Source organism: Agromyces fucosus, assembly GCF_004134865.1.
Classification (GTDB): domain Bacteria; phylum Actinomycetota; class Actinomycetes; order Actinomycetales; family Microbacteriaceae; genus Agromyces; species Agromyces fucosus.
Map to the genome: position 1 here is coordinate 323,707 of NZ_SDPO01000002.1, position 13,383 is coordinate 337,089.

11 protein-coding genes are annotated in these 13,383 nt (G+C 69.9%); 5 read left to right on the forward strand and 6 right to left on the reverse strand.

All coding sequences use genetic code 11. The features are described 5' to 3' along the window. Positions 1 to 18: 18 nt before the first annotated feature. The 5 genes from ESP57_RS07300 to ESP57_RS07320 all read left to right on the forward strand — a co-directional run bounded on the left by ESP57_RS07300 (position 19) and on the right by ESP57_RS07320 (position 4,866). Positions 19 to 1,815 (forward strand): acyl-CoA dehydrogenase family protein, encoded by a 1,797-nt coding sequence (locus ESP57_RS07300; protein ID WP_129231091.1) that lies wholly within the window; start codon positions 19 to 21, stop codon positions 1,813 to 1,815. 200 nt (positions 1,816 to 2,015) lie between these two features. Continuing rightward, positions 2,016 to 2,717 carry a GAF and ANTAR domain-containing protein gene (locus ESP57_RS07305; protein ID WP_129231092.1) on the forward strand — a complete coding sequence of 234 codons (702 nt, stop codon included), beginning with the start codon at positions 2,016 to 2,018 and terminating at the stop codon, positions 2,715 to 2,717. Continuing rightward, positions 2,714 to 3,433, forward strand: a complete 720-nt coding sequence (locus ESP57_RS07310) for a GAF and ANTAR domain-containing protein (protein WP_056005354.1) — start codon at positions 2,714 to 2,716, stop codon at positions 3,431 to 3,433. The genes ESP57_RS07305 and ESP57_RS07310 overlap by 4 nt, the downstream gene beginning before the upstream one ends. A 116-nt stretch (positions 3,434 to 3,549) precedes the next feature. Beyond that, complete coding sequence (locus ESP57_RS07315) at positions 3,550 to 3,912, forward strand: hypothetical protein (protein ID WP_129231093.1); 363 nt, start codon at positions 3,550 to 3,552, stop codon at positions 3,910 to 3,912. A 132-nt stretch (positions 3,913 to 4,044) separates the two neighbouring features. Next, positions 4,045 to 4,866 (forward strand): TspO/MBR family protein, encoded by an 822-nt coding sequence (locus ESP57_RS07320; protein ID WP_129231094.1) that lies wholly within the window; start codon positions 4,045 to 4,047, stop codon positions 4,864 to 4,866. A 64-nt stretch (positions 4,867 to 4,930) separates the two neighbouring features. On the opposite strand, the gene ESP57_RS07325 is transcribed toward ESP57_RS07320, so the two are convergent. The 6 genes from ESP57_RS07325 to ESP57_RS07350 all read right to left on the reverse strand — a co-directional run bounded on the left by ESP57_RS07325 (position 4,931) and on the right by ESP57_RS07350 (position 13,372). Beyond that, the gene (locus ESP57_RS07325) at positions 4,931 to 5,860 is read right to left on the reverse strand and encodes a lytic transglycosylase domain-containing protein (protein ID WP_243648444.1); all 930 of its coding nucleotides are present in this window, start codon (positions 5,858 to 5,860) and stop codon (positions 4,931 to 4,933) included. Between the two features lie 190 nt (positions 5,861 to 6,050). Continuing rightward, on the reverse strand, positions 6,051 to 6,833 hold the full coding sequence (locus tag ESP57_RS07330) for a PspA/IM30 family protein (RefSeq protein WP_129231095.1): 783 nt from the start codon (positions 6,831 to 6,833) through the stop codon (positions 6,051 to 6,053). Then, positions 6,830 to 7,471 carry a hypothetical protein gene (locus tag ESP57_RS07335; RefSeq protein ID WP_129231096.1) on the reverse strand — a complete coding sequence of 214 codons (642 nt, stop codon included), beginning with the start codon at positions 7,469 to 7,471 and terminating at the stop codon, positions 6,830 to 6,832. The genes ESP57_RS07330 and ESP57_RS07335 overlap by 4 nt, the downstream gene beginning before the upstream one ends. A gap of 263 nt (positions 7,472 to 7,734) precedes the next feature. Next, positions 7,735 to 8,601: an alpha/beta hydrolase gene (locus ESP57_RS07340; protein WP_129231097.1), complete on the reverse strand. Its 867-nt coding sequence runs from the start codon at positions 8,599 to 8,601 to the stop codon at positions 7,735 to 7,737. Continuing rightward, positions 8,598 to 10,889 (reverse strand): glycoside hydrolase family 3 C-terminal domain-containing protein, encoded by a 2,292-nt coding sequence (locus tag ESP57_RS07345; protein ID WP_129231098.1) that lies wholly within the window; start codon positions 10,887 to 10,889, stop codon positions 8,598 to 8,600. Before ESP57_RS07345 ends, ESP57_RS07340 begins: the two co-directional genes overlap by 4 nt. Then, on the reverse strand, positions 10,886 to 13,372 hold the full coding sequence (locus ESP57_RS07350; protein ID WP_129231099.1) for a glycoside hydrolase family 78 protein: 2,487 nt from the start codon (positions 13,370 to 13,372) through the stop codon (positions 10,886 to 10,888). Before ESP57_RS07350 ends, ESP57_RS07345 begins: the two co-directional genes overlap by 4 nt. Positions 13,373 to 13,383 lie beyond the last annotated feature (11 nt).

Consider the following 13,383-nt stretch of genomic DNA (forward strand, 5'->3'; position numbering starts at 1 on the left):
CGGGCTTACGCTGCGGGCATGAGTGGATTCCGACCCCCTGTTGCAGATATCGCCTTCGCCCTCGAGCATGTCGTCGACTACGACGCCGTCGCACAGCTGCCCGGATTCGAGCACGCCGATCTCGAGACCGTCACCGAGATCCTCGACGAGGCCGGCAACTTCATGGCCGAAGTCGTCGCCCCCACCAACCGAGCCGGCGACCTCGAGGGTTCGAAGCTGAACCCCGACGGCACCGTCACCACGGCCACCGGTTTCAAGGAGGCCTACTCGGCCTACGTCGACGCAGGCTGGGGCTCGGTGCCGCTGCCCGAGGCGTTCGGCGGCGGCGGGTTCCCCCGCACCATCGGCCTCGCGCTCCAGGAGCTCATGGCGACCGCCAACATGGCCTTCGCACTCGCACCGCTGCTCACGCAGGGCGCGATCGAGGCGCTGCTGCACTACGGCAGCGACGGGCAGAAGCAGCAGTGGCTGCCGAAGATGGTCTCCGGCGAGTGGGCCGGCACCATGAACCTCACCGAGCCGCACGCCGGCACCGACGTCGGCGCGCTCACCACCAAGGCCGTCAAGCGCGACGACGGCACCTACGCCATCACCGGCCAGAAGATCTTCATCACCTTCGGCGACCACGACCTCAGCGAGCAGATCGTGCACCTCGTGCTCGCCCGCACCCCCGACGCGCCCGCCGGCACCAAGGGCATCTCGATCTTCATCGTGCCGAAGTTCCTCATGAACGACGACGGCTCGCTCGGCGAGCGCAACGGCGTGCACACCGTCGGCGTCGAGCACAAGATGGGCATCCACGGTTCGCCCACCTGCGTGCTCTCGTACGAGGACGCGACCGGCTACCTCGTCGGTGAGGAGAACATCGGCATGCGCATCATGTTCGTCATGATGAACAGCGCCCGCCTCTCGGTCGGCATGCAGGGCCTCGCCGTGTCGGAGCGCGCGTACCAGCAGTCGCTCGACTACGCCCGCGAGCGCATCCAGGGTCGCGCGATCGGCGCCACCCAGGACTCCCCCATCATCGACTTCCCCGACGTGCGCCGCATGCTCATGACGCAGAAGGCGTACATCGCCGCGATGCGCCGCATGATGCTGCTGACCGCCACCTACACCGACGTGTCGACCCACCACCCCGACCCCGCCGTGCGGGCCCGGGCCAACGAGATCGTCGGCCTGCTCACCCCGATCAACAAGTCGTTCGGCACCGACCTCGGCAACGAGCTCACCTCGCTCGCACTGCAGATCCACGGCGGCATGGGGTTCATCGAGGAGACCGGCGCTGCACAGCACTACCGGGATGTCCGCATCGCGGCGATCTACGAGGGCACGAACGGCGTGCAGGCCGCCGACCTCGTCGGCCGAAAGCTCCCGGTTCGCGGCGGTGCATCCGCTCTCGAGTTCATCGCCACCATGCGGGAGCTCGACGGCGAACTGGCAGCCGCGGGTGACGAGTTCGCGACGATCCGCACGCAGCTGAACGCCCAGTTCGACGCGCTCGAGCAGACGACGGCGTGGATGCTCCGCACCGGCGCCACCGACCCGAACGCCGTGCTCTCCGGCTCGACGCCGTACCAGCGCATCTGGGGCCTCGTCGTCGGCGGATGGCTCATGGCCAAGTCGGCGCTCGCCGCTCGTGGCCTCGACGATGACGGCATCGCGGAGACGCAGCTGCCGCTCGCCCGCTTCTACGCCGAGCAGCTGCTGCCGCAGGCCGCAGGGCTCGCCGGGGCGGCCACCGCAGGTTCGCGCGACCTCTTCGCCCTCGGCGCCGACGCCCTTGGAAACGTGGCGCTCCGCGGAGCTCGCGTCTGACCTGACGCTCGACTCAATCGCCGGCCCGTCCCATGGACGGGCCGGCGTCGTGTTTCCCCCATGGGCGACGTCCTTCGCCATGTACCGGGACGATGCCCTCGCGCCGCTTTCCTCCCGGTCAAGCCCCTGACGTCTCGCTGCCCGGTGTGATGGAATGATCTGTATCCGGTCGAGGAGATCGGGCGCATTTGGAGGACTCGGTGGGCGATTTCGGCTCTGCAGTCGATGCACTGGAACGTTGGGCGGAGTCGCCCGACGGGCTGGCCGCGCTCTTCGTCGGCGCCTTCCCGATCACGGGGGCGTCCGTCTCGACGGTCGGCAACATCCTCGGCAGCGAGACCCTGTCGGCGACCGATCAGCGGGCCCTCCGAATCGACGAGCTCCAGTTCGATCTCGGTGAGGGTCCGTGCTGGGATGCACTGCGCTCGGCACGCCCCGTGCTCGTGCCCGACGTTCGGCGCGACGCTCCCACGATCTGGCCCGCCTTCACCGCCGCAGTGCTGCGTGAGGACCTGAGCTCGATCTTCGCCTTCCCGATGACCGTCGGGCCACTCCGGCTCGGCGCCGTCGACCTGTACTCCGTGGCACCGGTGCGCCTGAATCCGACGCAGACGTCGCAAGTCGGGGTCATGGCCGATCTCGTCGGCAAGCAGGTGCTGCGCCGGGCCCTCGACGCCGTCGGGCAGCACGAGGAGGACCTCGGCAACGCCTACTCGCGCCGCTTCGTGCACCAGGCGACGGGCGTCGTGCTCGCGCAGCTCGGACTGTCGCCGGACGAGGCGAGGCTCGTCATCCAAGGGCACGCCTTCGCCGAGTCCCGCACGATGATCGACGTCGCCCAAGACATCGTGGAGGGCAGGTTGAAGTTCACGAACGGCCCCACGGGCATCGAGGCGATATGAACAGCCGCACCCGCGAGCAAGAGCTGCTGCGCACCTTCGCGTCCCTCGCCGACACCCTCGTGGAGGGCTACGACGTCGTCGAACTCCTGCAACTGCTCGTCGACAGCTGCCAGCAGTTGCTCGACACGACGGCAGCGGCGATCCTGCTCGCCGACGCCGACGGCGAACTCGACGTGATCGCATCCACGAGCGAGGCGAGTCGCCTCGTCGAGCTCATCCAGATCGGTGCCGAAGCCGGCCCGTGCGTGGAGAGCTTCACCACGGGAACGTTCGTCTCCGTGCCCGACATCAGCGATTCTCCCGAGCGATGGGGCCGATTCCGCGACGGTGCCATCGCTCAGGGATTCGCATCGGTGCACGCCTTCCCGATGCGATTGCGCGAGACCCGGATCGGCACCTTGAATCTGCTTCGCGACTCGGTCGGCGAGCTCGACCCCGACGACCGGGCCGCCGCGCAGGCCTTCGCCGACGTGGCCACGATCGGCATCCTGCACGAACGCTCGATCCACGAGAGCCACGTCCTCTCCGAACAGCTCGAACGCGCGTTGCAGAGCCGGGTGGTCATCGAACAGGCGAAGGGGGTCGTCGCACACACCAGGGGCGTGCCCATCGAAGAGGCGTTCACGCTCATCCGCGCCTACGCGCGAGCCAACCGGATCGGCATCAGCCAGGTGGCGGCCGGGCTCGTCGACCGCAGCCTCGCGCTGCCCGAGTAGGCGCCCAATGACCGGCCGAGCACACGGGTCACCATGCAGCAGACGGGTTTACACTGGAATGGTGTCGACCCGGACCCCGCCGGCCAACTCGCATCGAGATGCTGCTGGGGGTTCCCATGAAATTGCTCATCAATCGGCTCGGTTCCTACCTCACCGGTGATGATCTCGCAGACGCCGTCTTGAACTACGGTCTCGCGCTGGCGCGTCAACGCCGGCTCGATCTCGTCGACGTTCCCTATCGTCGCAACGACGGCTCCATCGCCCGCGTGCGGATGACCGTCGGCTGGCGCTCCGACACCTCGTCGGTCGAGCTCGCGTCCTCCCGCGAAGCCCACGACGACGAACTCGTCGAGCCCGACACAACCCTCGCCATGTACGACAAGGCGTCGTCGATCGACGAGGCTCGCTCCACCGTGTTCTCCGTCACGGAGGCGACGACGCAGCTCGACTGGGACGTGGACCTCACACAACAGCCCTGACCCGAAGCCGCGGCCGAGCGGCGCGCCGGTGTCAAGCCCCACGGCGTTTCTTGTGCACCCTGCCGAACGAGCAATACGTTTCCTCCAACCGGCCTCGATCACGGTCGGCACGAGCGACCGACCGGAGCGGACATGACGAGCACCTCGGCAGAACTCACCACACCCCGCGGCGACCTCGCCCGGCAGATCACGGTCGCGGTGAGCGCGGCGCTCGCGGTGATCGGCGCGTTCATCGGCTCGGGAGCGGCCGGAGGCACGCCGGTCCAGGATGCCTCGGGCGGTGCGCTCGCCGCCGACGCCACGCTCCTCGCGCCCGGCGGCGGCGCCTTCAGCATCTGGTCGGTCATCTACGTGGGACTGGTGGCGTATGCGGTGTGGCAGTTCCTCCCGGCGCAACGCGCTGCCGAACGGCAGCGCCGCCTCGGCTACCTGGTCGCCGCGTCCCTGGTGCTGAACGCCGCGTGGATCCTCTCGATCCAGTTCGACCAGCTCGCGCTCAGCGTCCCGGTCATCGTTGCCCTGCTCGTCGTGCTCATCCTGGCATTCCGGATCTGCCGTGCGACCCGCCCGGCTGGTCCGGTCGACGCCGTGCTGACGGATGGCACGATCGGCCTCTACCTCGGTTGGGTCAGCGTCGCCACGGCCGCGAACATCACCGCCGTGCTCGTGGCGGCGGGATTCGACGGCTGGGGGCTCGCGCCCGAAGTGTGGGCGATCGGCGTGCTCGCCGTCGTCGGCATCATCGGGGTCTGGCTCGCCGTCTGGGATCGCGGCCGCATCGCCCCGACGATCTCGCTGGCCTGGGGCCTGTCATGGATCGCGGCCGCGAGGCTCACGGACGCTCCGCCGTCGACCCCCACCGCGGTGGCGGCCATCGCAGCAGCGGCGGCCATCGTCATCGCGACGATCTGGAGCCGGCTCGCGACGATGCGGGCGCGGTCGACCTCCGCCTGAACGGCGGGTTCCGCGGCGGTCAGCGGATGCCGCGGCATCCACTGTTCGGATCGTCCCCGCTCGGCTAGTGGCCGAGCTCGGCCACCGACTCCGCGAACTCGAGCGCGACCTTGGCGATGTTGTCGACGTAGTCGTTGTCGTGGTTGTACGAGAAGACGGCCGCTCGCCATCCCTCGGAGCTCGTCATCGGACCCGACTCGCAGAGGTACCGTGCCGTCGACAGCGCAGCGTCGTCGATCTGGTGCGGGTCGGCGACTCCGTCGCCGTTCGCGTCGGTGCCCCACTTGTGCCAGGTCGACGGGATGAACTGCATCGGTCCGACGGCGCGGTCCCAGGTGGTGTCGCCGTCGAGCGCACCGTCGTCGGTGTCATCGATCCTCGCCACATCGGCACTCCCGTCGAGAGCGGGCCCGATGATCGGCGGCGTGGTGCGGCCGTCGTCGTCGAGCTTCGACGTGCCGTGGCTGCCGTGCTTCGACTCGATCGCTCCGATCGCGGCGATCGTCGCCCAGTCGAGGCCGCACTCGGCGTCGTCTTGGGCGATGGTGACGTGCGCGAGCGCATAGGCCGCGAGAGCGCGCTTCGGGATGCCGGTGGCATCGGCGACCGTGGCGATCCACTCGGGATCGACCGACGACATCGGGGCGAGCTTCGAGCCCGAGAGCCCGGTCGGCTCCTCGACGACGCCGGCGTCGACGGTCTCGCCGTTGTCGCCGTCGTCGACCGATTCGTCGGCTTCCCCGTCGGGCTGCGAGGTGAGCGGCGGCATCGCGACGGCGGGACCGTAGGCGTCGGGAGCCGCGAACCCGTCGGGGTTCACGGCGGTGCCGACGAGGTTCACGGCGAAGACCGCGCCGATCACGAGGCCGATGGCCCCGACCATGACGCCGACGTACGCGGCGGTGCGACGCACGAGCCGCCACTTCGAGGTCGGGGCTCGATTCGGGCGACGCTCGCCGTACTCGTCGTCGTCGAAATCGTCATGCCAGGACATCGGTGTCGCGCTCCGTTCAGGCGTGGGTGCAGGGTTCCCACCGGGTCGATCACCGCAGGCTCTCGAAGCCCGGGGCGATTCGACCCGCTCCTTCACAGTACCCGCGCGCCGCCGCTCCCGCATCAGTCGAAGCCGATGCTCAGGAAGCCCGATGCTGGGGTCGCGGCCAGCGACCGACGACCGACGGCCGTCAGCCGGCTCGGCCGATGCTCAGCCAGCCATCGGGTCCGGGGCGCTCCGCCGCACCGCCGCCGGCCTGCCCGCTTCCGCTCTTCAGCGCCTGCAGCTGACGATCGATCTCGGCCTGCGCCGAGACGGCGGCGAGCTGACGCTCGATGTCGGCGTCAGGCGCAGCAGTGAGGTCGGTCAGGGCGCCGCTCGCGAGCAGCTCGTCGGTCGCGGCCGCGCGCGCCTGCATCTGCTGGACGCGATCGCGGGCACGATCGAGGCTCGATCCGACATCGGTGATCGTGTTGCTGATGCCCGACACCGCCTCGTTGGCGCGCACCTGCGCCTCGGACGCCGTGTACGTCGCCTTGATCGTCTCCTTCTCGATGCGGAAGGCGGCCACCTGGTCGGTGAGTCGGCGCTCCCGGTCTTGCAACTGCGCCGTCTGTCGATCGAGCGCGGTGAACTGCTGCTGCAGCTGCGCGACCTGCCCCTCGAGCATGGCCCGGCGTTCGAGCGCGGCTCGCGCGAGGTCTTCGCGCCCCTGCGCGAGCGCCTCGGCGGCCTGCGATCCCAGGCGCTGGTAGCGCGTGCCCATCTCCTCGCCCTGCAGTTCGATGCGCTTCTTCGCCGTCGCGACGTCGGCGACCGCGAGCCGAACCTGCTGCAGCAGCTTCACCTGCTGGTCGTAGCTGTCGTCGAGCGTCTCCCGCGGGTCCTCCATGCGGTCGAGCGCCTTCGACGTCTTGCTCCGGAAGATCGTCCGCATCCGCGCCGAATTGCTGTTGGCGTTGCTGCTGCTCATGGTCGGTTCCCCTCGTCTCGGATGATGGAAGTCGTCGGCGGTCTCGTGACATCGACGCGACCGTCGCGGCGATTGAGTGCCTGGAGTTCTTCGATGCCCGTCTGCAGGGCGGCGACCTCCCGGTCGACGTCGGAGCCGAGCGCGGAGAGCGCGTCGTCGGTCGCGCCGGAGAGCCCGGATGCCACGGCGTCGCGCACCCGTCGGACGAGCGCCTCGACCTGCTCGACGCGAAGACGGGCCGCGGGCAGTTCTTGTGCGAGCACGCCGGCGTTCGTCTCGGACTCCATCAGGCGCAGTTGCAGGTCGAGCACGTCGCCCTCGTCGCTGATGCGCCGGAAGAGCCGAGGCAGTTCGCCGCGGAACCCGCGTGGGCGGGAGCCGCTCGCTGCGCCGGTGAGCTCGACGGCGGCGCGTCCGCTCCGCAGCGCGTCGTCGAGCCGCACTCGCAGTGCGAGAACCGTTCGCTGCGGTCCGTGACTCACGCGGGCCCGGGCGCGGAGGGTCGTCGCCCCGAAAGCTCGGCTCCGGCGGACGCGACGCACGAGTGCCCGCACGACGAGCACGACCGTCACCATGACGCCGATCGAGAGCAGCACGATCACGCCGAGCCCGATCAAGATCGCTTCGATGCCGGTCACATGCACCACCCCGCCCAGTTCGACCACTTCGCCGATAACGCGATATAACGCGTGTCGTAAAGATACCCCCGTTTCGCCGGATCCGTGAGTCCCGACAGCCGATTCGCAGGTGCGCGGCTCCATCCGCACGCGTCAGCGCTGCGGCTCCTCCCTGTGCGAGCGCAGTGGGTATAGGTGGGCACGCTCGGCGAACTCCACTGGATCGCGCGTCCCTCCGGTGCCGTCCGCACTGGTGAGGAAGACGCGGCGACGTATCGCTGCGATCATCGATCGTGCCCGTCCGCTGAAGCGGCGAGCCACCGCGTCACTCGTGCGATTCCCTCGTCGAACGCCGGCGATCCGGGTCGATCGAGGAAGCCGTGGGTCGACTCGGGCACGACGTCGTAGGAGACATCGACCCCACCGTCGGCCAACTCGGCCGCGAAGCGCTCACCCGAGGCGCGAAGCGAATCGCGGTCGGCGTCGAGCACCATGGTCGGGGGCAGCCCACGAAGGTCATGCCCACCGGGGAAGGCGAACGGATCGTCCATCGCCTCGATACGCCCGGCATAGTTGCGGTTCATCCGCTCGACGGTGGAGGGCCGGAACTGCATGAACCCGTGCCGACCACGGATCCGCGCATGCAACGCGGGCGGTACGGACGGCAGCTGGGCGTGGAAGGTCCCATACGCGAGCAGGAGCCCGTTGGGCACCGTGTCACCTTCCCGGACCAGTCGCAACGCCGCAGCGGCGGCGAGACATGCCCCCGCGCTGGCGCCGCCGACCACGAGCCCCCGCCCTGAGACGGCTGCCTCGCCGCGTGCATGGCCGATGACGTCGACGACATCGTCGAGCGGCACCGGGTAGCGGATGCCTGACAGGATGCCCGGGCGCGGGCGCGCCCACCACTTCCACGGCGGCACACGCCGATAGTCGACCGCGAGAACCGGGTGCCCCGCCTCGACCAGACCTCGCGCGACGGCATCAGATTCCGGCATCTCGAGGTCGCCATGCGAGAAGGCCCCGCCGTGCAGCCACACGACGAGCGGCGCCGGTCGCTCACCGCCAGGCCGGGGTCGATAGCGGCGCACCGGTACTGGTCCGTGACGCCCGATCACCACGTCATCCGACGTCGCCTCCGGATGCCTCACGCGGCTGGCTCCGCCTCCGCTGCCGCGACGCTCAATGCGATGAGCTGTTCGAGCGCCTCCTCGGGGATCTCCACGCCGGGGAACCGCGCGAACTGGCCCATGGGCATCGACTCGACCATCTTCAGCGCATTCGAGTTCGCGGCGGCCGCGTCCTGTTGCTCGGGCGTCGCATTGGCCATCATGCTCTGCATGAGTGCCGGCCCGACGACGGCGTGACCGAACCACTCCTTCACGGTCGAATCGAGGCTGAGGGGGTTCGGGCGCTCGACGTCGCCCTCGAGCGCCAGCTCGCGCACTTCGACGATGTCGTTCGCCGAACGACCGAGCTCGACCCGGTACATGCCGGGGTCGACCCACCAGCGTGCGCCGCGCGCGTCCCAGTGCGCGAACGCGCGGCGCTCGAGTTCGAGCGAGACGGTCGTGGCCTGCCCGGGTTCGAGCGAGATCTTCGCGAACGCGCCGAGCTCCCGAACCGGGCGGCGGACCGACGAGGGAGCGGGTGCGACGTAGAGCTGCACCACTTCGGAGCCTGCCACCTCGCCCGTGTTCCGTACGGTCACACGCGCGGTCGCGGCATCCGAGCCGATCGCCTCGACCTCGAAGCCCTCGATGCTGAACGTCGTGTAGCTGAGCCCGTGTCCGAACGGATACCGCACCGCGCGGTCGGCACTCGTGTAGTACCGGTAGCCGACGAAGACGCCCTCGCCGTGCCGCACGACCTCCTGCTCGCCTGGGAAGTTGAGATAGGTGGGAGTGTCGGTGAGCGCGACCGGAATCGTCTCCGCGAGGTGGCCCGATGGGTTCACGGCTCCGGTCAGCACGTCGGCGAGCGCGCTGCCGACCGCCTGGCCGAGCGCCCAGCCCTCGACGATCGCGTCGACCCGGTCGTGCCACGACTCGAGCGTGACGACGCCGCCGTTCGAGAGCACGACGACCGTCCTCGGCGCGACCTCCGCCACCGCGTCGATGAGTGCGACGTGGGCAGCGGGCAGGTCGAGGTGCTCCCGGTCGAAGCCCTCCGACTGGTCCTCCTCGTACAGGCCGACGAAGACGACGGCCACGTCGACGGATGCCGCCACCGCACGAGCCTCGGCGAGCAACGTCAGTGCGGTTTCGTCGGTCGCGTCCTTCTCATAACCCGCTGTATAGGCGACGTAGTCGTCGCCGAGTGCACCGCGCAGCTCATCGAGCGGCACGTCGACCCGGGTCGGGTTCACGTGGGAGCTACCGCCGCCCTGGTACTGCGGCGAGACGGCCAGTTCGCCGATGACGGCGACCTTGCGACCGGCGCGAAGCGGCAGGGTCTGCGCCTCGTTCCGAAGCAGCACGACGGATGCCGCGGCCGCACGTCGGGCGAGTGCATGATGCGCCTCGGCATCGAAGCCCTCCGCGGCATCCGCCGCCGTTGCCGTACGTTCGGCGAGCCGCCGCAGCCGCTCCACGCTCGCCTCGACGAGCGAGCGGTCGAGCCGCCCGTCGCGAACCGCCTGGAGGATCGCCTCGGTGCCCTCGTCACCGGTGCCCGGCATCTCGAGGTCGAGTCCCGCGGCGAGCGCCTCGACCCGGTCCTTGATCGCACCCCAGTCCGAGACGACGAGGCCGTCGAAGCCCCACTCCTCGCGCAGCAGCTCGGTGAGCAGCCAGCGATTCTCCGACGAGAAGACGCCGTTGATCGCGTTGTAGGCGCTCATGACCGAGGTCGGCGCCGCCTCCTTCACGACGCGTTCGAAGGCCGGAAGGTAGATCTCGCGCAGCGTGCGGTCGTCGACCTCGGCGCTCACCCGCATGCGCTCGGTCTCCTGGCTGTTCACCGCGAAGTGCTTGACCGACGTGCCGACACCCGTGCTCTGCACGCCGCGCACATACTCGACGGCGAGCGCGCCCGTGAGCCGCGGATCCTCCGAGAAGTACTCGAACGTGCGCCCGCCGAGCGGTGAGCGCTTGATGTTGATGGCCGGTCCGAGCAGCACGTCGACGTCGAGCGCGCGTGCTTCGCGGCCGAGCGCCTCGCCCACCTCGCGCACGAGCGCCGGGTCCCAGCTCGAGGCGATTCCCGCACCGGGCGGGAAGCACGTCGACGGCAGGCTCTGGTTGAAGCCGAGGTTGTCAGCGGTGCCGCCCTGGCGCCGGACGCCGTGCGGGCCGTCGACCATGACGATCGAGCGGATGCCGCTGCCGCCCCGCGTCGACCAGAAGTCGTGCCCGCTCAGTAGGGCGGCCCGTGCGTCGAACGTCGCATCGTCCGCTTCGGCGCTGGGGTCGAGGTTCTCGTCGTGGATGCCGGTCATGCGAGTGCTCCTTCAGTGTTCGAGTCGGTCACGGCGCGTTCGAGGTCGGCGCGCAGCTCGTCGGATGCCCCGGGGATGTACCCGAGCACGATGGAGAGGCTCATCGCGGCCGCCTCGGGTGCGGTGCCGTCGATGGGGATACCGGGCAGGTGCTTCGCGAACACCTCGGTGACGTCCCGCCAGACGACCGGGTCGGCCGCGAGCACGTTCAGCATCGTGTCCATCGAGTACTCGGGGCGAGAAACCGCGGGCAGTTCATAGCGCCACGAGTGCGCCCCGCCGCCGACGACGGCGGTCGCGGCATCCGGATGCAGCGGCAGCACGACCTCGGCCTCGACGCCGTCGGGCACCGTGACCTCGAGCGTCACCTCCGCGCCCGCGATCTGCCAGGCGACGGCGATCTCGCCGTGCACCGACTCGTGGCGAGTGTTCGCCGAGGTGAGCCCGCCGCCCGGCTGCGGGGCGATGCGCACGCGGCGATAGCCGGGCTCGACCGCCTCGATGCCGCCGACGATGCGGTGCAGCCACGAAGCGACCGCGCCGAGCGCGTAGTGGTTCAGCGAGGTCATGCCAGAGGGGTTGATGGTGCCGTCGGGGCGGATCGAGTCCCACCGCTCCCAGATCGTCGTCGCGCCCATGGTCACCGGGTAGAGGAACGACGGGCATCGCGTTTCGGTGAGCAGCGCGTAGGCCTCGTCGAGGTGGCCGGTGCTCGAGAGCGCGTCGGTCACGAGCGGGGTGCCGGCGAAGCCGGTCGAGATCGTGAAGCCCGCCTTCGCGACGAGCTTCGCGAGTTGATCGCCGGCGTGCCGGCGCTCGTCGGGTTCGAGGATGCCGAAGACGATCGCGAGCGCGTACGCCGTCGCGGTCTCGTTGACGATGCGCCCCGCTTCGGTCACGTACTCGCGGCGGAAGGCGGCGCGCACCCGGTCGGCGAGCGCCGAGAAGTGCGCCGCGTCGGCATGCTCGCCGAGCAGCGCCGCGGTCTCCGCGAGCTCGCGCGTCGTCTTGCAGAGGTAGGCGGATGCCACGAGGTGACGATCGGTCTTGCCGCCGGCGGGGTTGTCGCTCGGCGCGTCGGGGTCGAGCCAGTCGCCGTACTGGAAGCCGGTCGACCACAGACCGTGTTCATCGAGCGACGGCTCGACGCTGCGGATGAACGTCGTCATCGAGGGGTACGCGCGCCGCAGGATCTCGAGGTCGCCGTACTCCTGATACAGCACCCACGGCAGGCTCACCGCGACATCCGACCACAGCGCCGTCGGCGACGAGGGCGTCGAGAGCACGTCGGGCACGACCCACGGCACGAAGCCCTTCTCGCGCTGCTCGGCCGCGAGGTCGTCGAGCCACGAGCCGAGCACGCCGCGCACATCGTAGAGGAATGCGGCCGTCGGCGCGAAGGCGTTGAGGTCGCCGGTCCAGCCGAGGCGCTCGTCGCGCTGCGGGCAGTCGGTCGGCACGCCGACGAAGTTGTCGCGCATCGACCACACGACGTTCTCGTGCAGGCGGTTCACGAGCGGGTTCGAGGTCTCGAACCAGCCGGTGCGGGTCATGTCGCTGTGCACCACGACGGCGCGCAGGTCATCGGCAGCAAGCTCGCCGGGCCAGCCGTCGACCTCGACGTAGCGGAACCCGTGGAACGTGAACCGCGGCTCGAACGTCTCAGCGTCGCCGCCTCGCGCGGTGTAGACGTCGGTCGCCTTCGCGGTGCGGATCGTCTCGAGATCGAGCTCGCCGTCGGTGAGCGTCTCGGCGTGCCGAAGCGTGATCACATCACCGGATGCCGCGTGCACCGTGAAGCGCACCCAGCCCGAGATGTTCTGTCCGAAGTCGACGACGGTGCGGCCGCTCGGGCTCGTCTCGATCGACACGGGTGCCAGTTCCTCGACGCGCCGGATCGGCTCTGCCGTCGGCTCGAAGAGCGCCTCGGCCGGCCAGTCGAAGGGCTCGACCGCGGTCCAGCTCGCGTCGTCGAAGCCCGGTTCGCTCCACCCCGCGGGTTCGAGCCGGGCGTCGACGACCTCGCCGTCGTAGATGCTCGAGGAGCGGATCGCACCGAACGAGGTGCGGAACGCGGCATCCGTCGCCACGGTCTCGACCCGGTCGGGGTACTCCAGCACGAGTACCGCCCAGAGCGCCGGCCGCTCGCTGTAGTGGTTGCGTCGGTGCTCCCAGCCGAGGCGCCCGAGCGCCCAGCCCTCGCCGACGATGGCGCCGACCACGTTCTCACCCTCGCGCACGAGTTCGGTGACGTCGTGGCTCGACACCGCGAGGCGGTGCCGGTACGACGTCCACCCCGGCGCGAGCACCTCATCGCCCACGCGGGCGCCGTTGAGCCAAGGCTCCACGACGCCGATCGCGGTGATGCGCAGCGTCGCGCGTTGCAGGGCAGCGGATGCCTCGAACGCTCGTCGGAAGTAGGGCGCCGGGTCTCCCTCTCGCCCGGTCGGGGCCGCGGGGGTGATGAAGGCGGCAGTGGTCATGATCGATCTCT